This window comes from Acinetobacter sp. CS-2 (assembly GCF_016599715.1).
Lineage (GTDB): Bacteria > Pseudomonadota > Gammaproteobacteria > Pseudomonadales > Moraxellaceae > Acinetobacter.
In genome coordinates, this window is sequence record NZ_CP067019.1 from 492,100 (window position 1) to 518,000 (window position 25,901).

25 protein-coding genes are annotated in these 25,901 nt (G+C 43.3%); 14 read left to right on the forward strand and 11 right to left on the reverse strand.

What is annotated here, in order from left to right:
• Positions 1-3: 3 nt before the first annotated feature.
• From JFY49_RS02285 to asd, 4 genes are all read right to left on the reverse strand, one after another.
• Positions 4-972, reverse strand: coding sequence for an asparaginase domain-containing protein (locus tag JFY49_RS02285; protein WP_200223557.1), 969 nt, complete (start codon positions 970-972; stop codon positions 4-6).
• Between the two features lie 46 nt (positions 973-1,018).
• On the reverse strand, positions 1,019-2,404 hold the full coding sequence (locus tag JFY49_RS02290) for a hypothetical protein (RefSeq protein ID WP_200223559.1): 1,386 nt from the start codon (positions 2,402-2,404) through the stop codon (positions 1,019-1,021).
• A 71-nt stretch (positions 2,405-2,475) separates the two neighbouring features.
• Positions 2,476-3,924 (reverse strand): FimV family protein, encoded by a 1,449-nt coding sequence (locus JFY49_RS02295; protein ID WP_200223561.1) that lies wholly within the window; start codon positions 3,922-3,924, stop codon positions 2,476-2,478.
• Positions 3,925-4,061: 137 nt separating this feature from the next.
• A complete protein-coding gene (asd, locus tag JFY49_RS02300; protein WP_200223563.1) occupies positions 4,062-5,180 on the reverse strand; it encodes an aspartate-semialdehyde dehydrogenase in 1,119 nt (372 codons plus the stop codon).
• Positions 5,181-5,369: 189 nt separating this feature from the next.
• Between asd and JFY49_RS02305 the strand changes: the two genes are divergently transcribed.
• Entirely contained in the window at positions 5,370-6,500 is a 1,131-nt protein-coding gene (locus JFY49_RS02305) for an endonuclease/exonuclease/phosphatase family protein (RefSeq protein WP_200223567.1), read from the forward strand.
• A 220-nt stretch (positions 6,501-6,720) separates the two neighbouring features.
• Positions 6,721-7,020 (forward strand): hypothetical protein, encoded by a 300-nt coding sequence (locus tag JFY49_RS02310; protein ID WP_227609525.1) that lies wholly within the window; start codon positions 6,721-6,723, stop codon positions 7,018-7,020.
• Between the two features lie 229 nt (positions 7,021-7,249).
• On the opposite strand, the gene JFY49_RS02315 is transcribed toward JFY49_RS02310, so the two are convergent.
• From JFY49_RS02315 to JFY49_RS02325, 3 genes are all read right to left on the reverse strand, one after another.
• Positions 7,250-8,350 (reverse strand): glycosyltransferase family 4 protein, encoded by a 1,101-nt coding sequence (locus JFY49_RS02315; RefSeq protein ID WP_200223568.1) that lies wholly within the window; start codon positions 8,348-8,350, stop codon positions 7,250-7,252.
• A 217-nt stretch (positions 8,351-8,567) separates the two neighbouring features.
• Positions 8,568-9,503, reverse strand: a complete 936-nt coding sequence (locus tag JFY49_RS02320) for a lauroyl acyltransferase (protein ID WP_200223569.1) — start codon at positions 9,501-9,503, stop codon at positions 8,568-8,570.
• Positions 9,504-9,609: 106 nt separating this feature from the next.
• Entirely contained in the window at positions 9,610-11,520 is a 1,911-nt protein-coding gene (locus JFY49_RS02325) for an ATP-binding cassette domain-containing protein (protein ID WP_200223574.1), read from the reverse strand.
• Between the two features lie 33 nt (positions 11,521-11,553).
• Between JFY49_RS02325 and JFY49_RS02330 the strand changes: the two genes are divergently transcribed.
• The 10 genes from JFY49_RS02330 to JFY49_RS02375 all read left to right on the forward strand — a co-directional run bounded on the left by JFY49_RS02330 (position 11,554) and on the right by JFY49_RS02375 (position 22,399).
• Positions 11,554-11,799: a SlyX family protein gene (locus tag JFY49_RS02330; protein WP_086195322.1), complete on the forward strand. Its 246-nt coding sequence runs from the start codon at positions 11,554-11,556 to the stop codon at positions 11,797-11,799.
• A 226-nt stretch (positions 11,800-12,025) separates the two neighbouring features.
• Positions 12,026-13,024: a hypothetical protein gene (locus JFY49_RS02335; RefSeq protein WP_200223576.1), complete on the forward strand. Its 999-nt coding sequence runs from the start codon at positions 12,026-12,028 to the stop codon at positions 13,022-13,024.
• 70 nt (positions 13,025-13,094) lie between these two features.
• Entirely contained in the window at positions 13,095-13,544 is a 450-nt protein-coding gene (locus JFY49_RS02340; RefSeq protein WP_086195324.1) for an ammonium transporter, read from the forward strand.
• A gap of 35 nt (positions 13,545-13,579) precedes the next feature.
• Complete coding sequence (gene topA / locus JFY49_RS02345) at positions 13,580-16,219, forward strand: type I DNA topoisomerase (protein WP_200223578.1); 2,640 nt, start codon at positions 13,580-13,582, stop codon at positions 16,217-16,219.
• Between the two features lie 94 nt (positions 16,220-16,313).
• The gene (locus tag JFY49_RS02350) at positions 16,314-17,120 is read left to right on the forward strand and encodes an NYN domain-containing protein (protein ID WP_200223580.1); all 807 of its coding nucleotides are present in this window, start codon (positions 16,314-16,316) and stop codon (positions 17,118-17,120) included.
• A 1-nt stretch (position 17,121) separates the two neighbouring features.
• The gene (locus JFY49_RS02355) at positions 17,122-17,880 is read left to right on the forward strand and encodes a hypothetical protein (RefSeq protein ID WP_200223581.1); all 759 of its coding nucleotides are present in this window, start codon (positions 17,122-17,124) and stop codon (positions 17,878-17,880) included.
• A 134-nt stretch (positions 17,881-18,014) separates the two neighbouring features.
• Positions 18,015-18,587, forward strand: a complete 573-nt coding sequence (locus JFY49_RS02360; RefSeq protein WP_086195328.1) for an HdeD family acid-resistance protein — start codon at positions 18,015-18,017, stop codon at positions 18,585-18,587.
• A 79-nt stretch (positions 18,588-18,666) separates the two neighbouring features.
• Positions 18,667-19,815 (forward strand): glycerate kinase, encoded by a 1,149-nt coding sequence (locus JFY49_RS02365; RefSeq protein ID WP_086195329.1) that lies wholly within the window; start codon positions 18,667-18,669, stop codon positions 19,813-19,815.
• A gap of 260 nt (positions 19,816-20,075) precedes the next feature.
• Positions 20,076-22,067: an ATP-dependent helicase gene (locus tag JFY49_RS02370; RefSeq protein ID WP_200223582.1), complete on the forward strand. Its 1,992-nt coding sequence runs from the start codon at positions 20,076-20,078 to the stop codon at positions 22,065-22,067.
• A 77-nt stretch (positions 22,068-22,144) separates the two neighbouring features.
• The gene (locus JFY49_RS02375; protein WP_200223583.1) at positions 22,145-22,399 is read left to right on the forward strand and encodes an RNA recognition motif domain-containing protein; all 255 of its coding nucleotides are present in this window, start codon (positions 22,145-22,147) and stop codon (positions 22,397-22,399) included.
• Positions 22,400-22,427: 28 nt separating this feature from the next.
• On the opposite strand, the gene JFY49_RS17625 is transcribed toward JFY49_RS02375, so the two are convergent.
• On the reverse strand, positions 22,428-22,562 hold the full coding sequence (locus JFY49_RS17625; RefSeq protein WP_265092674.1) for a hypothetical protein: 135 nt from the start codon (positions 22,560-22,562) through the stop codon (positions 22,428-22,430).
• A 91-nt stretch (positions 22,563-22,653) separates the two neighbouring features.
• Between JFY49_RS17625 and JFY49_RS02380 the strand changes: the two genes are divergently transcribed.
• Both JFY49_RS02380 and JFY49_RS02385 read left to right on the forward strand, forming a co-directional pair.
• Positions 22,654-23,157 carry a DUF6586 family protein gene (locus JFY49_RS02380; protein WP_086195331.1) on the forward strand — a complete coding sequence of 168 codons (504 nt, stop codon included), beginning with the start codon at positions 22,654-22,656 and terminating at the stop codon, positions 23,155-23,157.
• 107 nt (positions 23,158-23,264) lie between these two features.
• Positions 23,265-23,543 carry a hypothetical protein gene (locus tag JFY49_RS02385; protein ID WP_180082121.1) on the forward strand — a complete coding sequence of 93 codons (279 nt, stop codon included), beginning with the start codon at positions 23,265-23,267 and terminating at the stop codon, positions 23,541-23,543.
• A gap of 54 nt (positions 23,544-23,597) precedes the next feature.
• Here JFY49_RS02385 and JFY49_RS02390 read toward each other — a convergent pair whose 3' ends face one another.
• The 3 genes from JFY49_RS02390 to rpmB form a co-directional block, all read right to left on the reverse strand.
• Positions 23,598-25,316 (reverse strand): cation:proton antiporter, encoded by a 1,719-nt coding sequence (locus JFY49_RS02390; RefSeq protein WP_200223584.1) that lies wholly within the window; start codon positions 25,314-25,316, stop codon positions 23,598-23,600.
• 151 nt (positions 25,317-25,467) lie between these two features.
• Positions 25,468-25,623: a 50S ribosomal protein L33 gene (gene rpmG, locus JFY49_RS02395; RefSeq protein WP_001205031.1), complete on the reverse strand. Its 156-nt coding sequence runs from the start codon at positions 25,621-25,623 to the stop codon at positions 25,468-25,470.
• A 12-nt stretch (positions 25,624-25,635) separates the two neighbouring features.
• Positions 25,636-25,872 (reverse strand): 50S ribosomal protein L28, encoded by a 237-nt coding sequence (rpmB, locus tag JFY49_RS02400; protein WP_086195334.1) that lies wholly within the window; start codon positions 25,870-25,872, stop codon positions 25,636-25,638.
• Positions 25,873-25,901 lie beyond the last annotated feature (29 nt).

A 25,901-nucleotide genomic window follows, 5' to 3' on the forward strand; every position in this document is an offset into this window, starting at 1 on the left:
AAATTACACGTGATCATGCCAATGTGCCTGCCATTGGTCTACAGTGTCGTATTGTAAATACATTTTCAGTGCTTTTGCATAAAGATCTGCATGTCCCAAACAGTCATTCAGAAGAATATGGGTTTGCTGGATCCATTGGCTGATGGCATAACGCTGATCAATACTCCCAAAAGGAACTTGAGTGGTGAGAATGACGACGCAGCCTGCTTGTTGTAATTTTTGAATGCAAGCAATGAATGGTTCATTCACTGCCAGGTTGCCTGTGCCGAAACCTTGCAAAATCAGGCAGTTTGGCGGTGCTTGGCAAATGGTTTGCAGATTGACAACTTGCTGAGCTAAATCCAGCGGTTGCATCATCAAGCTTAAAAAGTTAAACCTCGATGCCTTGTGGAGATCATTGTCATGAACTATATAGATGGAGCTGTGGGAAATGGGTTCCGCTGCGTTTTTACCGCTAAAGGCATCCAGTTCTGTTGTATGGATTTTTAATGCTGTCTGTGCATGTATTAAATGATGATGAAAGGCTAAATAAACTCCCACCGGGTATTTAACTACACAGTCCAGAGCAAAGTTTAAATTATCAATGGCATCGGTAAATTCACGGGTATTGTCTCCCGCAGTATTTAACAGGGGATACTGGCTGCCGGTCATGACTACATGCGAGGATTGACCCAGAAAGCGTGACAGCACGGCACTGGCATAACTCAAGGTATCAGTCCCATGAATAATTACAAAATGCTGAAACTGCTGTAGCTGAAGTTGTTGAATAGATTGAACCAGTTTCAGCCAGTCTGTGGCTGTGCAGGCACTGCTGTCCTGAATGACTGGTGCAACAAAACATTCGATCTGCTGATCGAGAGGGAGAACATGTTGCAGTTTCGGAATAAATTGCTCAGCTGGCATAGGGCTGAGTGGATCACCAATACAGCCAAATGTACCGCCCATATAGATTAACGCTATTTTTTTCATCATAAAAAAAGCAGCCAAGGATGACTGCTTTATAGTAGATCGAAATTGCTTAAGATGCTATTTGATTGCGTAAATGATCTGCCTGTTGGCGTTGTTCAGGTGTATAGCCAGCTTCTTGCTCTGCCAGTAATTCACGTGCCGATTCGAACGCACCAAGCTGGATATATTGCTGTGCCAGTTCTAGATTCAGGTTAATTTCATTGACTTCAATCAGTTCGGGGAAGGATTGAACCAATGGATCATTTTTATCTGCTTTGGCAGCAGATGAGCTGATATTGCTAATATCAAAGTTTAGGCCTGCGGCTTTTGCTGGCGCTACTTCTGCAGCTGGCTCTTCAACCGTGCTTGCTGACTCTAAATTAAAGTCCAGTTCCAGGCTTGGCGTAATTTCTTCAGTTGCAACTTTTGTTTCAGCTACTGGAGTTTCTGCAACGGAAAAATCAAAATTAAATTCAGGTTTTTCTTCTACAGTAGGTTCAATGCTAGCAGCTTTCTCTGTTTCTACTTGCCCGGTTGTTGCAGTGTCTAAACTAAATGAGAAATCCAGAGGCTGAATTTCTTGAACTGGGGCAGCTTCCGGCTTGGTTTCTGCCACAGGTACAGGATCAAGCTTAAAGTTAGTAAAATCTAAAGGCTTGATTTCTTCAGCTGGTGCAGTTGCTGCTTCTGCCGCTGAATCCAGAGATAGACTGCTGAAATCAAGGGGTTTGATTTCTTCCACCGGAGTAGCTGCTATTTCTGCTTTTGGTGCTGTATTTAAAGATGCAGAATTGAAATCAAGAGGTTTGATTTCCTTAATGACTTCCGGCTGAGCCGAACGCGATTCCTGCTGTAACTGATCAAAGGCAAGATCATTTTTTGTTGCAGCGGGTGCAGCATCACTCATTAAAGCATCAAAAGCAGCCGTATTTTTTGTTTCTGCAACCGCTGGTTCAGCTGCTTTAGCAACAGTTGATGATGGCTTAAACTCAATGGTATCTTTAGAACCTAGTGTTTGTTTTTCATGTGCTGCTTTTTTAGCAAGTGCCTGTTCTAAAAAATCATCCAGTTCTAATGAGCGCAGGTGATTAATCAGCTGGCTGATGGCAAATTCATCTTTTTGCAAGATGTGAATGTCCAGCAACAACAAATACAATTCATGCTGTGAATTGTCCTTATTTAAAGCCTGATTAATCTGTGCTTCGGCCGAGAAAAAGTTCTTTTCGTGAATCAGGGCTTCAATTTTACTGCGGACATCGGCAGCTAAAGGGGTGGTTTTTTTCTTTGCAACAACCGAGCTTTCCACAATTTGAGTTTTTTGCGGTGACTTTTTGGTTGAAGTGACTTTTTTACTTTTCGTCTTTGGTGTTTGTTCTGTTTGTTTACTTGCCTCGCGCTTTTTTAATACAACTGCGATCACTAATAACAATATAAACGGAATCACATAAAGCAGCATGTTGTTACCCCTTGCAGGATTGAGTTTTTATCCATGAAACCCATCCTAAAAAATCAAATTGTATAACACCCTTAGTGCGTTGGCTTTTTCTGTACTTGTTGTGCTTTCAATTGTTGCTGCAATTGGGCAAGACGAGTATTTAATAATTGAATTCTGTGATCCTTGTTACGCAATGCCAATTCTAACTGTGTTACGTTTCTCTGTAATTTAACGGTTTTTTCACGCGATGTCATAACTTTTAATGATAATTCATTTGAAGTTTGCCTTTTTTCTGTGTTCTTTTTGGCAGAACCGCTGGCTGAATCTTGTTCTTTCTCTGCAACCAAGCTCATTTCTGCCTGATTCAAGCGATATTTGGCTTTAGCCGACTGATTGGACGGTTTGGAAGGGGCTTGGGCTAAATGGGCAACTTTTGCTTTTTGCTCTTCTTTAGGGCTGGTCACAGTATTTAAATTCAAAGCAGCGCCACGGCGTAAACGGTTCACATCACCTTGAATAAATGCATGTTCATTATTGGCCTTGATTTGTTTCATGACTTCGCCAATTGGACAATTTTGTTCAGTGGCCACACGTGAGGCAATTGCCCACAGTGACTCATTCGATTGCACTACATGCTGGTTGGCTGGTGCTGTAGCCGCAGGCTGAGGTGATGGTGTAGGTGCTGTTTCTGATTTAGCTTTTGGTGCAGCGGCTGCTACAGGTTCTGCCGTTACTTTTGCTTTAGCCACATGTTGATGTGCAGATGCTGCATATTGTCTGACTAAAGGGTCTGTGGAGACATTGTTATTCGAGTTGTTTGAATTAGCTGAAATTTTCGCTTCATTTTTTATCAAACGTTGTGCCGCAAAGGAATTCTTGGTTTTGACTGGCTCATTTTGTGGAGTTTGAACCGGCTGGGCAGATGGTGTCGCCATTGCTGCAATGATGATGGGTGCAGCAGAGGTACTATTTAAAATCGGTGGTGCCGCTTTATGTACCATTAATGGTGCTTCAAATGATTGTGGTAGTGCCGTTTGTGGTTTTTCAATCCGAAATTGCGTACTTTCAGGCAGTTGTAAGGCAATATCTTTTTCATTCACAATGGTGATAGGCATTAAAGGTTTTTCATTGCCTGAGACCCGTGCCTGAGTATTTACCTGGCTGCGCTTCAGAGGGGTCTTGATATGCTGTAAACGTGTCGCATTACCTTCCTGAATTTTAACAATAATGTTTAATTCAGCATCCGTTAAGGGGCGTGATGAGGTAATGGTAATGACACCATTGCCCGAGCTATCGTGACGGGTAAAGAAATTAAGATGTCCGGGAGCATGATAGACAGCGCCTAAAGTTGCGATATCTTCTGCATCAGCCAGGCTGGCCTGGATTTGTGCATGAGGATCAGCATTGCGAAAATTCATTTCCGCATACAATAATTCACCTGCTGCAGATTGAACTTGAATAGGATCAATAGTAATCGCATGAATATTCTGCGAAGCAATAATGGCTAAAATGGCTATCTTTAATTTGTTATATACGGTCATCTTAATCTTTAGCTCGGTTTCTTATCGTATTGCGAAAGTTATACATTAACGAGGTGTTGAAGAATTGTAAAACATTTAACATAAAGGATACATAAAAAAGCCGATCAATTGTGATCGGCTTTTCTTTCATTTAGCACTTAAGCATTTTTGTAATCAATCAGGATACGTAACATACGGCGTAAAGGTTCTGCAGCACCCCATAGCAGCTGATCGCCGACAGTGAATGCGCCAAGGTATTCTTTACCCATATTCAGTTTACGCAAACGACCCACTGGAACAGACAGGGTACCTGTAACAGCCACTGGCGTCAGATCGGTCATCGATGCTTCACGGGTGTTGGGAACGACTTTTGCCCAATCGTTTGCATTACGGATAATGTCTTCGATTTCATCAAGCGGTACATCTTTCTTCAATTTCAATGTAAGTGCTTGAGAATGGCAGCGCATTGCACCGATACGCACACAGTGACCATCAATAGGAACAATCTGCGAGTTACCCAGAATCTTGTTGGTTTCAACCTGGCCTTTCCATTCTTCTTTCGACTGACCGCTTTCAAGCTGTTTGTCGATATACGGAATTAAAGAACCTGCTAAAGGCACACCAAAGTTTGCTGATGGGAAACCTTCGCTGCGTTGTAAAGCCGCAATTTTAGAATCGATCTCTAAAATTGGAGAGCGAGGGTCATCTAACAAATCTTTAGTATTGTTATACAAGTAACCCATACCGTTGATGAGTTCACGCATGTTTTGCGCGCCCGCACCAGAAGCGGCCTGATAAGTCATCGAAGTTGCCCATTCCACTAAATTGTTTTGGAACAGACCACCTAAGCCCATCAGCATCAAGGAAACGGTACAGTTACCACCAACGAATGTTTTAGTACCATTCACCAGGCCATCTTTAATCACGTTCATGTTGACCGGATCAAGCACGATGATGGCTTCATCATCCATACGTAAGGTAGAAGCTGCATCAATCCAGTAACCATTCCAGCCTTCAGCTTTCAGTTTCGGGAAAACGTCAGTGGTGTAATCACCACCCTGGCAGGTAATAATGACATCCATTTGCTTCAGACTGTTAACGTCTGTCGCATCCATAAGTGCTGGGGCAGTCTTACCGCCAAACGCAGGCGCTTCACCACCTGCATTACTGGTAGAAAAATAGAATGGCTCAAAATGAGCAAAATCATTCTCTTCAACCATACGTTGCATAAGGACGGAACCTACCATCCCGCGCCAACCGACCAGACCTACTTTCATGCCACTTCGCCTCGGTGCGTTAAAAAAAATCAAAAGGGATTCGAGTGTATCAAAAAGGGACGTGACTGCAAGTACTACATAATGAAAACATCAATATTATTGAGAGAAATCTCTTGTTTATGTTACATACAAAATTGATAAAGTTTTTCAACTGCAGATCGAATTACCAAGATAAACAGAGTAAAGCTGATGATTTGGGTGGAAATAATTGCAGTTTTAGTGATATGGCTGACATTCTGGTCACTGATTCCACGGGATGAGTGGTGGATTCGAGGTGCTGATTTTCCACGGCTACAAATTCTGGTTTTAGGACTGATTGCTTTTGTTCTGCTGCTGGTCTGGGAGCAACCCTGGAATTTAACACGGGAAATTATTTTTATCGGTCTGATTGCGGCACTGGCGTACCAGCTCAAAATGGTGCTGCCTTATACCTTTCTTTGGAAAAAGCAGGTTAAGCATGTCCGCAAACATCAGCTGAATCCGGACAAGCAAATTTCCCTGATCATTTCCAATGTACTAACGTCAAATACCCAATACCAGTTGTTGATTGAGCAGATTCAAAAGCATCAGCCAGATTTGCTGTTAACGTTAGAATCAGATCGGGTCTGGCAAAAAGCACTTTCCACGATTGAAAAAGATTATCCCTATCGGGTGCCTGTACCTCTGGATAATTTATACGGCATGCATCTGTATAGCCGTTTAGAGCTGAACAGTACCGAGGTCAAGTTCATTTTAAGTGATGAGATTCCTTCCATTCATACCACAGTCATTTTGCGTTCAGGTCAGCCGGTCCAGCTTTATTGCCTGCATCCCAAACCGCCGAGCCCTACTGAAGCGAAAGATTCGACGCTACGGGATGCGGAACTATTAATTGTGGGTGACCAGATCAAGGATCTGGATGAAAGCTGTATTGTGATGGGAGACTTGAATGATGTGGCTTGGTCGCGAACGACCCGACTGTTTCAGCGCATGAGTGGTTTGCTCGATCCACGGGTGGGACGTCACTTTGTCAATACCTTCCATGCCGATTATCCCTTATTGCGTTGGTCACTGGATCATATTTTTCACAGTACCGATTTTGCTTTGGTTCACATGAAACGGTTGCCTCATGTCGGTTCAGACCATTTTCCGGTTTATGTGGTTTTACAGACAGGACGTGTTTTTGAACGGGTGCAAGAAGAACTGGAGCAAACGGATGCTGATGAACAGCAGGCACAAGAAACAATAAAAGAAGGTATTGAAAAAGCTGAAAAAGAAGAAAAACCAGTCACCGATGAAATTGCCCAGAGCTATAAAAATGCAATCAAGCAGGCAGATTAAATAATAGAAAAGTGTACGAAATGGCTTACATTGATTTAGGTCAATTGCGAATGTTTCTTTTTTATAAACTAGCTTAATCTGTACTCATCAGCCAAGGAGCCGGGAAAGGAAAATCCCATTATGGAAGATCAAACACATGGCTGATAGAAAGTCATCATGGATATGATGCAGCAATGGATAGCAATAACAGAATAAAAATAACATTTGAAAGCACAACCTCATGTACCCGAGTTTTGCAGGATGCAGAACTCGGGTCTATGGTTTTATAGAACCTCTTGAAAATAAAATTTCAGCCATGTATTTATCAACATTTCAAGAACTTAAAATTTATGTTGTAAATTTTACTGAACTATCACGTGATGCTTTACATATTTATGCAGGGCTGACGCTATTTTTTATCGTGGCGTTTTTCTACCATCGTCAGTTGAAGTCGAAGTGGGCGATTTTGGCTGTGCTTATTGTTGCAATTGCTGCAGAGTTGTTGGATGCCCGTGATGATTTAATCAATTATGGGCTGTAGCGCATTGGTGCCAGTGTGCACGATATCATCAATACCATTTTCTGGCCGCTGCTCATTTGGCTCATGGCACGATTTCGGGTGTGGAGAGTTTAATACGTTATGGCTTTCGAAATATCAATGCCTGCCATCCTCATCATATATCCAATTATTCAATGTTTACGAAAATTTGCTTTTAATTTCGGTATTACTAACAGCTTGTCGCCATTGAAAAATGACTCATCAATGAAGTCTATTTCAAAACTTGCTTATATAAGTGAAGCGTTTGATCACACATCTCTTTCAAGCTAAACGTTGTGACTGGCTTTACTTGTTGCGGTTCATCCAGATGATTCTTGACTGCATTGAACAGTGCAGCGTGATCATCCACGGCAATTAAACCTTGTGGATACAGCTGCGATAAGATCTCCGCAACCCCGCCACGGTTCCAGCCAATCACCGGAGTGCCTACCGATAGTGCTTCTAAAGCAGTACGACCAAAGGTTTCTGCCTGATTGGAAAGGGAGAGCACCACATCGCTAAATGCCAGCCATTCACGAATATCTGAGCGATGACCAACGAAAGTGATTTTGTCAGTTAAGCCTTTGCCTTGAATGGTGTCCTGCATTTCTTTCAAATAAGCGGCTTTTTTCGGATCGGCTCCACCCACCACTACCGCATGCAAGTTGGGGTATTGTTGCTGTAATTTTTCGACCAATCCAATCAGGGTTTCATGACCTTTTAAACGGGTAATCCGTCCTGGAAGACAGAGTAAAAACTTGTTTTCCAGTTCAGGAAAGTCTTTAAAGGTTTGATTCAGCCATTGTACAGACGGTTGATAGCCATGCGGAAATGCTACAGGGTCTATACCACGGTAAATCCGCACGATATCTTGTGCTGGGCAATTTTTATAATTGTCGGTGATGTATTTGACCACACTGTCCGATACGGCAATGACTTTTTCAGCCTGGGTCATAATTTGACTATAACGGTTAATCGAATAGAAGCCATGCACGGTACTGATTAAATGTGGACGACGCGCAGCAGGAATGCCTTTTAAAGCAAAATGGGTCAGCCATGCAGGCACGCGGGAACGCACATGCACGATATCTGGTTGGTGCTGTTCAATCAGCTGACGTAGCGGACGAATTTGCCATAAGCTCGACAGGGCTTTTTTATGAATGGCTAGAGTCAAATGTGTTGAACCTTCCGCTTCAAGCTGGGTCACCAGCCGGCCACCATTCGACACCACCAAAGATTCATGACCTTCTGCAACCAAGGCACGGGCGATTTCTAAAGTACCGCGTTCTACGCCACCGCTATTCAGTTCAGGAAGAAGTTGCATCACTTTCATGGTTTTTTGCCTTTAGGGTTGTCGCAAAGCGGAGTTTTACCGTTCATTTATCCAATATTAGGAGTTTATTCTTTACTTTTGTTTCGGCAAAAGTAACAAAACCATCTGTTGGACTGATGATACATCCATGATATCGCAGTCCAACGGGCGACATCCTTGTCGCCTTTACACGATAGTAGATTCTGTGCGAGGTTTCTTAGTTATCTTAATTATCTTATTAATAGATTTTCTCAAAGCCTTCCGGACGAGTTTTAAAGCGACGATGGAACCACATATATTGGGTCGGGGCAATACGCAGCTGACGTTCAATAATCTGGTTGACACGGGCGGCATCATCTACTTCATCTTCACTGGGCAGATTATCCACCACAGGTTCAATCAGTACATGATAACGCGGATCTTTTAGATCACCGCTACGATAAAAATATAAAGGAATCGGTACGGCTTTGGATATTTTCAGTAAACGGCGATGTGCCGTTACCGTGGCAGCAGGAGTACCGAAAAACGGTGCCATCACACCCTGTTTTAAACCAAAATCCTGATCCGGGCTATACCAGATGGCATGACCCTCTTTCAGATTGCGGATCAGGCCGCGCATGTCGTCATGGTCAATCTGGTGGGCATAAATAGTGGCACGACAGCGGTAAATCAGCATATCGAGCAAAGGATTGTTCTGCGGACGATAAACCACATCCGGTTCGAAATACTGGGCACACAAGTAGCCACCGGCATCCAGCAAAGTAGAATGCGTACCAAGCAGTAAAACCCCTTTTCCTGCGGCTTGGGCATTTTGAATATGTTCCAGACCTTCAATCGTGACGCGGTCTTTAAACCACTGAGGGCAATACCAGGCATTTAAGGTTTCAAAAATACCAATCATCTGGTCGATAAAAACCTGACGTGCATTCTCCTGAACTTGCTGTGCAGACCATTCAGGAAAACAGACTTCCATGTTACGGACTGTGGTTTTGCGGCGCGATTTCAGCTTATCGAAGGCCAGATTGCCAATAAAAGTGGCCAGACGGTACTGAATCGCCCAAGGTAAGATCGCCAAAATCATCAGCAAGACAATCCCAATCCAGATGCCCCAATATTGAGGTAGCAGGAAAGACCATTGGAATTCTCCGGGAGTGTAATCTGGCTTTTTACTCATAGTGACCATTTTGAACAAAAGTTTTTTGCAAGTGTAACATGAAGTTATTTTTTAAATAAAAAAGCACCTGCAACGCCAATTACAGGTGCTTCAAGCATGAGGAAAATCAGTTGCCGTTAACCAGCTTTTCTAATTCTTCCCAACGCTCTAATTTTTCCAGTAACAGATCATCAATTTCAGTCAGGCGGTTGGAAAGTTTCATGGCTTTGTCTGCATCGCTCACAAACAGGGAACCATCGGCAAGTTGAGCGTTAATTTCAGCTTGCTCTTTTTCCAGCGCTTCCATTTCAGCAGGCAGTTGCTCTAAAGCACGCTGATCTTTATAGCTGAGTTTCACTTTCTTTGCCGGAGCAGGTTCAGCCGCTTTGGCTTCTGCTTTGGCCACGGCTTTTTTGACATCACTTTTCTGATCAACCACAGTCTGATCAGGACGTTGTTGCAAGTAATCCTGATAACCGCCGATGTATTCATCGATATTGCCTTTACCGTCAAATACCCAGGTGGATGTCACCACGTTGTCCATAAAGGCACGGTCATGCGAAATCAGTAACAGGGTACCTTTATAATCGCCGAGCATTTCTTCCAGTAGTTCAAGCGTCACCATATCCAGGTCATTAGTCGGTTCATCCATCACAATCAGGTTGGATGGTTTGAGCAATAGTTTGGCGAGCAGAATACGGTTACGTTCACCACCAGAAAGCGCTTTAACCGGTGTACGCGCACGTTCAGGTGAGAACAGGAAGTCCTGTAAATAGCTATAGATATGACGGCGGCCACCGTTGACATCGACAAAGTCCGAACCTTCAGAAACGTTGTCTTTAACCGATTTCTCTAAATCAAGTGCATTACGTAGCTGGTCAAAATAGGCAATTTCAAGCTGGGTGCCTGTTTTTACCGAACCACCGTGTTCAATCTCGCCTAGAATAGCTTTGATCAGCGTGGTTTTACCGACACCGTTATCACCGACCAGACCTATACGGTCGCCACGTAATACCAAGGCAGAGAAATCTTTGATAATCGGTTCCTGATTGCCAAAGGCCACACGTAAATGCTCAATTTCAAACACGACCTTGCCTGAGCGGTTGGCATCCTGAGTGGCCATGCTCACTTTGCCTTGCTGTGAGCGACGTGCTTTTGATTCTTCACGCAATTCTTTTAAGGCACGGACACGGCCTTCGTTACGGGTACGGCGTGCTTTAATGCCTTGACGAATCCAGACTTCTTCTTCAGCTAAACGTTTGTCGAATAAAGCATTTTGCTTTTCTTCTGCTTCCATTTGCTGAGCTTTTAAGTCAAGGTAACGTGAATAGTTGCCTTCAAAACTGCGCAATTGACCACGGTCCAACTCGACAATACGGGTGGCAATACTGTCGACAAATGAACGGTCATGCGAAATAAATAACAGGGTTAGATTATTTTGATCGAGCAGGAATTTTTCCAGCCATTCAATACTTTCAACGTCCAGATGGTTTGTCGGTTCGTCGAGTAAAAGTACATCGGGTTGAGTGAGTAGGGCACGTGCTAAAAGAACACGACGTTTACGACCACCGGACAAATCGGCTAAATCGGCATCCGGGTCTAAACCCATTTTGCTTAAAATTGAATTTACTTTGTTCTCTAAAGCCCAGCCATCGACTTGATCGAGTTTGTGCTGTAAGTTACCCATGCGGTCGCAGGCTTCCATATCTCCCAGTACGCAGGCATCACTGGCTTCATGATAAGCTTTCAGTACTGCTGCCGCTTCACCTGCACCATCGGCTACAATGTCGGCGACTTTGCCGGAATCCATCGGAACATCTTGGGCCAGCATGGAAATGGTGATGCCATTTTGTATAGAAACTTCACCACGATCTGGCAGCAAACTTCCTTCGATGAGTTTAAGTAAGGTAGACTTACCCTCACCATTACGGCCAATCAAACAGACTCGTTCACCGCGTTCCAGATTAAAGTTCGCGCCGTCGAGCAGGGACGGTCCGCCAAACGCAAGTTGGACATCCCTTAAAGTAATATAGGCCATACTGTTTCCTGAAATCCCCAATGAGGACTTAAAATGACTAAACAAAAAAATCTTAATGATCAGGCGTCATTTTCCGCACACTTGGAAGATTTGCAAGTCCGAATTACATTTTTAGATGATTTAGTTGAACAGTTGAATGAACAGGTAACACGTCAACATATTGAAATTATGGATTTAAAGAAGCAAATGCAGCTGCTTTATCAGCGTGTGGAATCTGCCGATTTATCGGAAGGCATTGCTGCCTTTGATCCGATGTCCAACCGGCCACCGCATTATTGAGCTGAACCCGTCCGTGTATTAAAGCCTTGGTGTTGATCAGGGCTTTTTTATTTGAAAAAGAACTTAACTTATCCTTTCCTTCGCTATTGAATAACCTTCTAAAATTAAAGCACTAGGTCGAGTCATGCCACTGAGTAAAAAACCAGAAGCATAAAGTATTTGACCTTTGCCATGGTTCCCGTTCTAATGCACCGCATCTGCCTAGCCGAACTGTTTATTCGAAGATATGAGTCATAAAGTCGTTCTTCTTGATCTTGAAAATAATATGCCGACTGCGCAATTGTTGCGTAACATCATTCCGCATTATGCAGCAATTTACCTGTTTAATTGCCAGGGAAAATTTGAATATTCTCTGCAAGATTTAACGGAATTTTCAAGTTGGGTCAGCAGTGGGCAAGTGGTCATTCTGGAAACGGCAGAAGTCGAGCACAAAGAGTTTGAGTATGCGGTTGTGGTTGGGCAACTGCTTGCGCTGCTAGATGCCGATGCTTCTATTGAACTCATATCTGCCATGCCAAGCAGTGAAATGCTGCTCGAAATGCTACAGTCTTCCAACCTGAACTGTAGTCTGATCCAGGTTCAGGCTGAAGAACCGGCGTTAAATACCAAGTACAAAATTCCCAGTGTCGAGACCATTCTGCAAAAACCGGATTTGTTGCTTGTCAAAAAGTATTGTGATGCTTTAGGGAAAATGAAGGGCAAACCGAATACGCTGGAGAAATTGAAGAACTCGCTGGCGAATATTTTGCAAGTCGAAAATGATCAGCTTCAGCATCTCACTGGCTTATTGATTAATCTAAAAATTGTGAAACGTTTTGACCAGCAAATCAGTTTCCGTAAAAAAGTCATTAAGCAATGGATGCAACTGGACTTGGAGCAGAAAACATCTTTAGAAAAATCGCAGAACATGTCCTCTGCTTTTGCGGAGTTATCCCCTGAATCTTCACAAGAAGTAGAAGAAGTGCAGGCCAAAACATTGCATCAGGCACAAAAAGAGTTATTTAAAAACTTTTCCAAAATTGATCCGGTACAGGTGATTGTGGCGCAAAAACTACGCGAATTAAAATCCGATAAACCCAAAGACATTTATGCTTTGCGCGATTTGCTGGAGCAGCTTTTCCCGAAATCGGATGTGCGGTTATTGCTTAAGGAATTGATTGAGAAAGGATATATTTACTGGAATGGTAGTGAAGTCCTGTATAGTCATGAGCTGTTCCTGAATTAATTTCATCGCTGTAACTTGCGTTTTATATTCAGCTTATGCAACTCTAATAAAGGAATAAAAAGGTTGTGCTATGGAAAATACTGGAATTTGGATTACAGTCTTCATTGTGCTGTTTGTACTCGGCTCAATTTTTGGGCTACGTGTCAGCCCAAGGGAGAAAGCATTAGGCCTAATGCGTGAAAAGGCGCGCAAGATGGCTTTACATCCGCGTTTAGTGGCTGCTCCCGATTGGACCAAAGTGCCCATGGCAACAGAAAAACGCGCCAGTATGGTGGCCTATTACAGTGTTTTAATTCCAGATGCCCGACTGCCATTGATGCGTGCACGTGTGGAAGATCAGAAACTCAAAGTTGTGCAAGGTGATGAGAAGTTTAACGATTTTCCCATTGCATTAAAGGGCATTTATGCTATTGATATGCAGGCAAACTGTGTAGGACTCTATTGGGATGAAGAATCAGACCTTCGAGCAACTCAGTTAGATGACATCAAAGCTTATTTAACATCTTTGGCTGAATTTTAATTTATAAACCCATCAAACAGGATTAACGGTTAACTATGGCGAACGCTCCTCGGTCCACATCCAAAAGCACCACAGCAAAATCACCGAGTGCTGCGAACAAACGTGCCTTAGTGATTGTGGAGTCGCCTGCAAAAGCGAAAACAATCAACAAATATCTGGGTCCAAATTACATCGTGAAATCATCGGTAGGTCATGTTCGTGACTTGCCGACTGGCGGTTCTAAAACGGCAGAAAAAAAACCGGCAACCCGTACCAAATTAACCGATGAACAAAAAGCGGAAAAAGCACAACAGGCTTTGGTCAACCGTATGGGGGTTGATCCTGAGCATGGTTGGAAAGCGCATTATGAAGTGCTTCCTGGCAAAGAAAATGTCGTGGCGGAATTGAAAAAACTGGCATCGCAAGTCGATGAAGTCTACCTCGCAACGGATTTGGACCGTGAAGGGGAAGCCATTGCCTGGCATTTAAAAGAAGTGATTGGTGGGGATGATTCACGTTACCAGCGTGTAGTCTTTAACGAAATTACCAAAAATGCCATTCAGGAAGCGTTTAAACAGCCGGCACGTCTAGATATCGATAAGGTCAATGCTCAACAAGCCCGCCGTTTCCTTGACCGTGTTGTGGGTTTTATGATCTCGCCATTACTTTGGGAAAAAATTGCCCGTGGTCTGTCGGCAGGTCGTGTGCAATCGGTTGCAGTTAAACTAGTGGTTGAGCGCGAACGTGACATTCGTGCATTTATTCCTGAAGAATACTGGCAAGTTTTTGCAGATACCAAATCTCAAAAAGATGACATCCGTCTTGAAGCAGTGAGACAGGGTGGTAAAACCCTCAAACTGCACAATAAAGCCGAAACCGATGCTTTATTAAACCTGATTAAAAATGCTGAATATAAAGTTGCCAGTCGTGAAGATAAACCGACCAAGGTCAACCCGAGTGCACCTTATATCACTTCAACCTTGCAACAGGCAGCAAGCACACGTCTAGGTTTCTCTGTGAAGAAAACCATGATGTTGGCCCAGCGCTTGTATGAAGCGGGTTTCATCACCTATATGCGTACTGACTCCACTTTCTTGAGTGATGATGCAGTCAATATGGTGCGTGGTCATATTGAAAATGAGTATGGCGCGAAATATTTGCCTGCCAAGCCTAACCGTTATGGTAACAAGGCGGGTGCACAAGAAGCCCACGAAGCGATTCGTCCTTCCAATGTGGCGCTGAAAGGCGATAGCCTTGCAGGTGTGGAACGTGATGCACAACGTTTGTATGACCTGATCTGGCGTCAGTTTGTAGCCTGTCAGATGACTCCAGCAGAGTACCTATCATCTACCATTTTAGTCGATGCCAATGGTGTGGAACTGAAAGCCAAAGGTCGTACTCTGGTCTTTGATGGTTTCACCAAAGTTCGCGGTGCAAATAAAGCGGATGACGATATTTTGCTACCTGCGGTAAAAGTCGGTGAAGTACTGAAACTGGAAAAACTCGATCCTTCTCAGCATTTTACCAAACCGCCTGCACGTTTCACTGAAGCATCTCTGGTAAAAGAACTGGAAAAACGTGGTATTGGTCGTCCATCGACCTATGCTGCGATTATTTCTACCATTCAGGACCGTGGTTATGTGAAACTGGAAAACCGTCGTCTCTTTGCCGAGAAGATGGGTGAAATCGTGACCGATCGTCTCGATGAAAGTTTTAACAACCTGATGAACTACGACTTTACTGCGGATCTTGAAGGTCAGCTGGATAAAGTGGCAGATGGTCAGCGTAACTGGAAAGAGTTGCTGGATAACTTTTATGGCGACTTTAAAAAACGCCTCACCACAGCCCAAGGCGAACACGGTATGCGCCGTAACCTGCCGGTGGAAGTGGAAGCGGTACATTGCCCTGAATGTTCACGTCCGATGCAGATTCGTACAGGAACCACAGGTGTGTTTCTGGGCTGTTCGGGCTATAACTTGCCGCCTAAAGAACGCTGTAAAGGTACCCTGAATTTAACACCGGTAGAATCCTTGGCAGCACTGTCTGATGATGATGCTGCAGAAACTGCAGACTTGATGTCGAAAAAACGTTGCCCGATTTGTGAAACGGCAATGGACAGTTATGTGATTGATGGTGGTCGTAAACTGCATATCTGTGGTAACAACCCGGATTGTGCCGGTTTTGAACTTGAAGAAGGTGAGTTCAAAATTAAAGGTTACGATGGTCCAACCATTCCATGCGATAAATGTGATGGCGAGATGCAGCTGAAGACTGGCCGTTTTGGACCTTATTTTGCCTGCACCAGCTGTGACAATACCCGTAAAGTGTTAAAGAATGGTCAGCCTGCACCTCCGCGTGTAGATCCAATTAAAATGGAACACTTGCGTTCAACCAAGCATGATGATTTCTTTGTACTTCGTGATGGTGCGGCAGGTTTATTCCTGGCAGCGAGCAAATTCCCGAAAGTGCGTGAAACACGAGCACCTAAAGTTGCTGAACTGCGTTCGGTGGCCGAGCAGCTGGATCCAAAATATCAGTTTATTTTGCAAGCTCCGGATGCTGACCCTGAAGGAAATCCAACTTTGGTGAAATTCAGCCGTAAGAACCAGGCGCAGTATATTGGTTCGGAAACGCCTGAAGGCAAGCAAACCAAGTGGAGTCTGGTGTTCCAAGATGGGAAATGGATTGAAGCTTAAGTTTTAAGTTCTGAAAAATGCTGACAAAAGTCGGCATTTTTTATGCCAAAATGATTTATATAAGAACTGAATCAAATATTTAATTGGGGTAATAGTGGAAATCCAAACAAAAAAGTTTGCAGTATTAATCGATGCAGATAATTCATCAATTAATGCCATTTCATCTGTACTCGAAGAAGTTGCTAAATATGGAATTGCAAGTGTAAAAAGAGTTTATGGAGATTGGAGTAGTGAGTCGTTAAAAAAATGGAGAGATGTTCTATTACCCCATGCAATAACTCCTGTTCAGCAATTTGCTTATACAAAAGGCAAAGATGCAACAGATATGATCTTAATTATTGATGCCATGGATTTATTATATGCAGGTGCATTAGATGGTTTTTGTATTGTATCAAGTGATAGTGATTTTACCCCTTTAGCTTCACGTATTCGTGAAAATGGTCTGAGTGTTTATGGTTTTGGTAAGAAATCGACTCCTGAAGCTTTTAAAAAGGCATGTGATAAATTTATTTATGTAGAAAATCTCCTAACGGATGCAGATGTTAAAAATGGTGAGGATGAAGAATTAGCATTAGTACAAGATAAAAAAATAGCAGAAACTGTAAAGACAATAGAATCTAAAGCTATCCAACAAACTAAAGAAAGTACTTTACCCGAAGCAATGGATAGGGCTACTTTAAATTTGATTTATAAAGCTGTTAAAGATAACGCTGATGAAAATGGCTGGGCAAATTTGGGTATGGTTGGACAATATATTAGTGCAGTAAAACCTGATTTTGATTCACGAAATTATGGTCGAGCTAAATTATCAGGTTTGATAAAAACGCTTAATTTATTTGAAACTAAAATTGAAATGAGTCAAATGTATTTAAGAAAAATAAAAAAGCAGAGCATTGGATAATATGTGGAAAAACATTCGGATACTGTGTTTACTTATCATTTTATTGATTGTGGCGGTGAATGCGTATCGTGACCAGAATCAGGACTGGTCCAAACCCATTATTGTCATGCTGCATCCCATCAATGCAGATGGGCGGGCGGCTACTCAAAATTATATTCAATCTTTGAATTTTTCTGAACTGAATGGGGCACAAGAATATCTGCAGCAAATGTCGGCGCAGTATCGTGGACAGCCGATTGCAATTTACTTTCAGTTGGGCCGTGAACTTAAACAAATTCCCCCTAAAGTACCTGAACAGGGAACCATGCTGGATACCATTTTATGGAGCCTGAAATTTCGTTTTTATGCCTGGAAACAGCATGAGGGTGCTGATGGTTCACCCAGTGTGACTTTATATTTAAATTATTATGATCCCCAAACAATTAAAGAATTAAAACATTCTACTGCTTTACAAAAGGGGCGGATTGGTTCAGTCAATTTATTTGCATCCAAAAAACAGTCAGAACAAAACAAGATTGTACTGGTGCATGAATTACTGCATAGCTTTGGCGCAAGTGATAAGTATGATTTGTCCACAGGACAGCCTGCCTATCCGATTGGATATGCTTATCCAAACCAGCAGCCTTTATTTCCTCAAGCCAAAGCAGAGTTGATGGCCGGACATATTCCACTGTCACAACAAAAAAGCAGGATGCCGGATTCATTGAAACAGACTTTGATTAATGAAATAACCGCAATTGAATTGGGCTGGAAAAAATAACCCTTGGGGATAACGATGCTTTTATCCACAGTTGCATATCGGGCTGTGGATTAAAATGCAGAGAAATAACAGACTTTTGACCGAAAATCAGCTAAAACTACAGGTATTCCTCAACAAAAGACTTGAGAAAAAACATGAGAACAGTAGGAAATGATTTAGTTCGACATCAGCTGCATGAAAATCGAAAGTGGTATTTAGGTCTGGGCATTGTGCTGACCTTGTTTGCTCTTGTACTGCTTGCTTCACTGCCTTTTGCTACGCTTTCTGTGGTATTCCTGTTTGGCATACTGATGATGATTGGCGGTATTCTGCACTTTATTGCTGCTTTCAAAATTTTTGAAGGGGGGACTCGCTGGCTATGGGCCCTGTTTGGCGTTCTGTATCTGGTCGCTGGTTATTATGCTTTTAGCACACCGGTAAAAACCGCGATTGTATTGACCAATCTGTTGGCAATTGTATTGATCGTGGCCGGTATCATCCGTATTTTTAGTGCCATTATTTTTAAAGTGTATCAAGGTTGGGGCTGGATCTTATTTTCGGGCCTGTTAACCTTGGTGACCGGGATTATGATTTTAAAATCACCTGATGCTCCGTTCTGGGTACTGGGTCTGTTTCTGGCGATAGATGTTTTATTTCAGGGGATTAATTATTTGACTTTAGCATCTTATATCAAACGTGAAGTACCGCAAAGTTCGGCAGATGTATAACAGTGAAGTAGGAGAAAAGGGCGCATAGAGCGCTCTTTTTTATTGTATAAAGATTTATTGCTTTCATTTTTTGTTGATTATGCCTAAAACCTTTGTGCTTGCCCCCGATTCCTTTAAAGAAAGTATGACCGCCGAACAGGCCTGTCAGGCGATGCAGCGTGGCATTCAAAATGTATATCCAGATGCGGTGTGTATTTCGGTGCCCATGGCAGATGGTGGTGAAGGTACTGTAGATGCCCTGATTGCTGCACAAGGTGGACAAAAGATTGAGTGTGAAGTGACTGGTCCATTAGCCTCGCAAAAAATCCAAACCTACTTCGGTTTAGTCGATGGGAGAAAAACAGCCATTATCGAAATGGCAAAAGCCAATGGCATCCATCTTTTAGAACCCGCCCAGCGCAATCCTTTACTCACGACTACCTTAGGTACAGGAGAAATGATTAAAGCAGCGCTGGATTTAGGCGTATCCAAGATCATTATCGGTTTGGGGGGCAGCGTGACCAATGATGCCGGTGCGGGTATGACACAGGCTTTGGGTGTAAAATTTCTCGATGCTACAGGCTGCGATGCTGCGGTAGGCGGTGGTCAGCTTGACCAGATTAAAAAGATTGATCTTTCCGGTTTGGATGCGCGTTTAGCACAAACAGAAATCATCATTGCCAGCGATGTGAATAATCCTTTGTGTGGTGCAAATGGTGCATCTTATGTTTTTGGTCCGCAGAAAGGGGCTACGCCTGAAATAGTGAAAACTCTGGATAACAACTTAAGTCATTTTGCTAAGCTTGTTGAGCAGCAACTTGGAATAGATTGTCGGGAGATTGCGGGTGCAGGTGCAGCAGGCGGTCTGGGCTTTGGTTTGATGGTGTTTACAGGTGCCAAGATTCGCTCAGGTGTAGAGCTGGTAATTGAACAGACCAAATTGGCAGACAAAATTGCTCAGGCTGATTATGTGTTGACGGGTGAAGGAAAAATTGATTTTCAAACAAAATTTGGCAAAACGCCGTTTGGGGTGGCGCAGGTCGCAAAGCAATTCAATAAGCCTGTGATTGCTTTTGCGGGTGTAGTTGGCGATGGTATTGATGAACTATATGACTTAGGTTTTAGTCAAATTATCGGGATTAATCCTCCTGAAATTTCAATGGAACATGCAATTGTGCATGCTTCAATGTATTTGGAAGAAGCAGTTGAGCAATATGTAAGAAACTATAATTTTAATGAACTTATTTAAATAATTAAGACATCATCAAATTTGTGAAGTTCCTTCTCCCTCAGGGAGAAGGCTAGGATGAGGGGAGTTTTAAATAGTAACCTCTCCCTAACCCTCTCCTTAAAAAGGAGAGGGAATAACGATGGGCATTTGATTGAGTAAACACAGTATTCAGTTTTTGAAAAAATGCTTAAGGAATAAAAAAATGAATCAAGGCGCATTACTCAGGTTTTACTAAAACCTCTGTTAAACTATTCATCTCCCTAGCACGATGAGACACCATGAGTTTAGCCACCCTGATTAATGAATTAAACCCGCAACAAAAACAGGCTGCCACGACTGAATCAAAGCACAGTCTGGTTCTTGCAGGGGCAGGTTGTGGCAAAACCAAAACCATTGTGGCTCGGGCAGCCTATCTGATTGATCAGGGCGTTCCAGCGAATCAGATTCAAATTCTGACCTTTACCCGTCGTTCCGCCAGTGAAATTGTGGCACGGGTCGAATTGGCTTTGGGTGAGCAGGCCAAAGGTTTACGCGCATCCACCTTTCATACTTTTTGTATGTATCTGCTGCGCCGTATTCCGAAAGCTTTTGGTCTGGAACAGTTTTCGATTATCGACCGGGATGATCAGTTGATGATGTTCCGTTTAATTCGTGGCAAGGATGATAAGAAAAATCCCAATGCCTTGCCCAAGCCGCAGCAGCTGTGTGACCTATATTCCTTTGCACGAAATACGCGGCAAAAACTAAGTCTGGCTCTAGAAAAGCAAATGCCAGAATTTCTGGAATATAAAGATCAGATTGCTGACATTATGAAAGAGTATGAGGCACGAAAACGTGTGCGCAGCTTTCTGGATTATGACGATATTCTGGCGGTGGTAGCATCGGCACTGGCTCAATCGGAAGGACTGAGTGATTATGTAGCTTCTATCTGTCAGCATATGCTGGTAGATGAAATGCAGGATACCAATCCCTTGCAATGGGCTTTGCTGGAACCTTTAAAAGATAAAGTCAGCCTGTTCTGTGTCGGGGATGATGCCCAGTCGATTTACGGTTTTCGTGGTGCAGACTTTGAAAATATCCATCATTTTAAAGAACGCGTACCGGATGCGCAGATTTTTAAACTGGAACAGAATTATCGTTCTACACAGCAAATTCTGGACCTGTCTAACTGGTTGCTTGATCAGAGCCCAATCAAATATGACAAGCGTCTGGATGCACATCGTGGCGAGGGCATTAAACCCAAACTGCATATCTTCCCGAACGAGTTTGATGAAGCCAAATGGATTGCCATTGATATTAAAGAGCGGCATTTTCTGGAAGGCACGCCGTGGCATGATCATATGGTGCTGGTGCGTTCCAGTTTTGCCGCACGTCACATCGAAGCGGCCTTTATTCAGGCCAATGTGCCTTACCGTTTTATCGGTGGCATGAAACTTCTGGAAACTGCACATGTCAAAGACCTGCTTAGTTTATTGCGGGTGATTGCCAATCCGCTGGATGATATTGCCTGGATGCGTTTTCTGACCTTATGGAATGGCGTGGGAGATGTTGGAGCCAGCAAGCTGGCGCAGCAATTATTGCAGCAGGACAATCCAGAACTGATTTTCGACAAACTGGAAAAATTTGGCCGTATTCCCGAGAAAACGCTGCTGATCATGAAGCAGATGTCGGTATTAAAAGATCAGGTGCAGGCTTGTGTCACTTTGGGGATAGAAGCACTGCTGGAGCAGCTTGAGGAAAACTACGCCAAGAAAGACTGGTCGAAACGCATGGGTGATTTTGATCTGGTCAAGCAGCTGGCCACCAAACATGATCAGCTGAGTGAATTTCTGGAAGAATATGTACTCGATCCGGTCTCGATCAGTGAAATTGAACGCCAGTCTGAAGATGATGTGGTGACGCTGATTACCATCCATTCGGCCAAAGGCACAGAACAGAAAATTTGTTATGTGGCCAATGTTTCTGCCGGACAGTATCCGCATGCACGTGCTCAGGGTAATTTTGACGAAGTTGAAGAGGAGCGTCGGGTTCTCTATGTAGCATTAACCCGCGCCAAAAATGAACTGATTTTAACCAAGCAAAATCTGAATCTCTGGGCGCGGGATCAGGTCGATGAACAGGGACGAAAAATTGAAAGCTATTTCCTGAATGACCTGACCCGCAACCTGTGCATGACCGAGACCCATTACAAGCCGCGTCAGCAAACCGTAAAAAGTGCCTTAATTGAGCGGCAATCGATTAATTTAGATTTTGGTATCGATCTCGATTAAACTATCTCAATATTGAAGTGCAAAAAGTAAGTAGGCGAGTGCTTTTTGGTTTTTTTAGCCTATTTAAAGGTCATCAGATGAAAATTTTAGTCCGTAATTTAGAACGTACAGTGACAGAAGCTGAATTGCTGGAATTGTTTAAGCAATATGGCACGGTAGATTCATGCACCTTGGTTTTAGATGCTGCCACAGGTAAATCAAAGGGTTTTGCTTTTGTGGAAATGCCACATGGCCGTGAAGCGGTGAAAGCGATTAAAGGCTTAAATACCCTGCGTTTGCATGGACAGGGTATTCGGGTCAAGCAGGCTGAAGACAAGTCAGCGGCAGAATAAAAACTAAAAGGAGCGATGCTCCTTTTTTTTATGGATAAAATAACCAGGCTTTGATCAGGTTGAATTGGTCTATTGAATCCCCATCTCTTGATCTGGAAGGATGTAAATTATTCTGGCTGAAATCATCCATGATCATTGAAGTGACACTCGATATCTCACTCATTGAAATTAATCTTCCACAATTTTTATTGTAATTTTTCTGAAAGACCGTTTAATCTTAACGGTGTAATCACGCCAAATCTTAGGAAATCACCATGTCTCGTGTTGCTCGCTTTCATGCCGATCGTACCAATCAGAAACTGTATTTTGCACGTCTTGCATGTCAACAAGCAGAACAAACCGACCATATTCAACAGGCTCAGGCACATCGTGAAGCGGCGGTATTTCATTTGCATGGTGCGGTATTGGCATTTTTGCAGGAACTGGTTCGTTACTACCGGTTAAATGACTTTGCTCCGACCTTGAAATCGATTGAAGAACATATGGCAGAAAAAGGACAGATTTCGCCTGAAGTGACTGTGATGCAGCAGTTGGCGAAACAGGGTTTTATTGCCGAGCTGAAACGTGCCTACCGTATGTGTCAATATGCACCGGAACCGAGTGCGCCGGAACCTGAAGATGAAACCTCTTCCAACCTGATTATTAAAGTGACCCAAACCCCTCAAGCCTGGTTGCCGGATACCAAAATTCTGCGTGAATGGCACCGCGACCTGACCCAGCTGATTGACGGTTTTCGTAATGAGATGGTTGAATTTTAAACTTTACGACCAGTGCTCTTGAAGTTTCTGTCATTGACCTTATATAAATAGTCTAAGTAATGCAAAGTGCAACAGCCCTTTGCCACCATGTTGAACATGGAGGATATATGTCTATAGAACATTTGAAAGAATTATTTGGTAGTCAAGAAGCGATTTTAGAACTTGTTCAACTTGAAGGTGGTGAGTTGGCATTGCGAAATGCAGGCTCTGAAAAAGAACCGCTGGTCAAGATTCAATTTAATGATCAGGTCAAAGCGTTACTTGGTGATCAAACACAGGTAATTGCCCAGCACATGATGCAGGCGGCTTTGTTTGCCATGATGGAAAAGCAGGTCAATGAGTGGCAGGCTGAAGTCATGGATGAACAGCCGAAGTATCTGAGCTAAACTTGTTTAAACCTAAAAAAGCGCACTTTGGTGCGCTTTTTTATAGGCTGCTGATTAGTGTGTTGGTGCTTGATGATGCGCAATCTGAATCTGATTTAAAATATGATTGGTCATGTTGATGGCCATTTCTTCTTTGGCAAAATAAACCTGACCAATATTTTCACGGCGAATCACTTCAGCTTCTTCCTTGCTTTCGGCACATACCAATACCTGAATTTGTGGATTCAAGGTTTTGGCAATGTCGACAATTTTATGGATATCCAGAATATCCATTGGAGACAGTACCAGCAGGCGTGCATGTTGGATATGCGCCTGAATGAGTACCCCTGCTTCGGTCGCGTGTCCCGATACCGCCGCAATGCCTTTGTCACGTAGGCTTTCAACGATCTCACGGTTTTCCTCGGCAATTACCACTTTAATTTCTTGCTGCATTAAGGCTTTGGTAATGCGGCGTCCCACCTCACCATGACCAACAATCACCACCTGATCACGCAAGTATTCTTGTGAGACTTCATCTGGCAACATCGATAGCGGGTCACCACTACGTTCAAGCAAGCGGGCCAAATGTGAGCGTTCACGAATCCAGTTTTGTACCGGTTCAATGGCAGAGAACACAAATGAATTTAAGGTAATGGAGGTAAGTGCACCGGCTAAAATCAGGTTTTGTCCTTCTAAAGACAATAGATTTAGTGAAACGCCTAAAGTTGCCAAAATAAAAGAAAACTCGCCAATTTGTGCAAGGCTGGCACCCACTGTTAAAGCGGTGTTAATTGGATAACGGAAGAACAGCACCAGTGCCATTGCCGCGATAGTCTTGCCAACCATAATAATGGCCACCACGGCAAGCACATGCCACGGTTGCTGCACTAAGATCATGGGATCAAACAGCATTCCCACCGAGACAAAGAATAAAATGGAAAAAATTTCGCGTAGTGGAAGCGTTTCTTCTTCGGCACGGTGGCTAAAATCGGACTCTTTGACCACCATCCCGGCGAAAAATGCACCCAGTGCCATCGACACCCCAAAAACCTTATAAGCACCAAAGGCTATAGAAACTGCAGCGGCCACTACGGTCAAGGTAAACAGTTCACGCGATCCCAGACGGGCAACGATCTGCATAATCCAGGGTACCAGACGTTTACCCACAATCAGCATAAAGGCAATAAAGCCGGCTACTTTAAGCAGGGTAATCGCTAAGGTCATCCAGATATTGGCATTTGGGTCTGAGCCGGAAATTGCTGTTCCACCCAGTAAAACTGCAGTGGCAGGGAGCAGTACCAGTACCAGTACCATGACTAGATCTTCAACCAATAACCAGCCCACGGCAATCTTGCCGTTTACAGAGTTAATCAGACCTTGGTCTCCCAAGGCTTTCAGGAGGACCACGGTACTGGCACAGGACAGGCTTAGACCAAACACCAGTGCCGAGCCAAAACTCCAGCCCCAGATCATCGTTACGCCTATACCAAGCAAGGTTGCTACAGCAATTTGCAGAACTGCACCTGGTAAGGCAATACGGCGTACCTGCATCAGGTCGGTTAAGGAAAAGTGCATCCCGACACCAAACATCAGGAACATGACCCCAAGTTCAGCCAGCTGGTTGGCAAGATGAATATCGCCCACAATGCCTGGTGTATTCGGGCTAATCACAATACCCGCAACTAAATAGCCAATTAGGGGAGGAAGACGAATACGTGCAGCAATATAGCCAAAAATGAGTGCCAGTCCAAAGCCAACGGCAAGTAATATAATCAGATCTACATCATGAGGCACTAAAGACTCCTTAAGCTTGAGCCAAAGTTAAGGGTAAAAAAGAATAAGCACAAAAAATGCCAAAAAAGAATGCCTAGAAGTGTAACAAGTCGAATAAAAAAAATGCAAAAAAAAACGACCCGGAAGGGCCGCTTTTTTCAAGAAGTCAAAATTATTTAATTTTAGCTTCTTTGAAGATTACGTGTTGACGGATTTTTGGATCAAATTTTTTGATTTCCATTTTTTCCGGCATAGTACGTTTGTTCTTAGTCGTAGTATAGAAATAACCTGTACCAGCTGAAGAAACTAGGCGAATTTTATCACGCATTGTACTGACTCCTTAGATCTTTTGACCTTGAGCACGAAGATCAGCAACAACCTTTTCAATGCCCAATTTGTCGATAATACGCATACCCTTAGTGGTTAAACGAATACGTACGAAACGTTTTTCGCTTTCTAACCAGAAACGGTGGTGATGCAGGTTCGGCTCGAACCGGCGTTTGGTTTTGTTATTGGCGTGCGAGACATTGTTTCCAACGACTGGACGCTTGCCGGTAACTTGGCAAACCTTAGACATGGTGAACTCCATTGCTAGACAGCACCGAT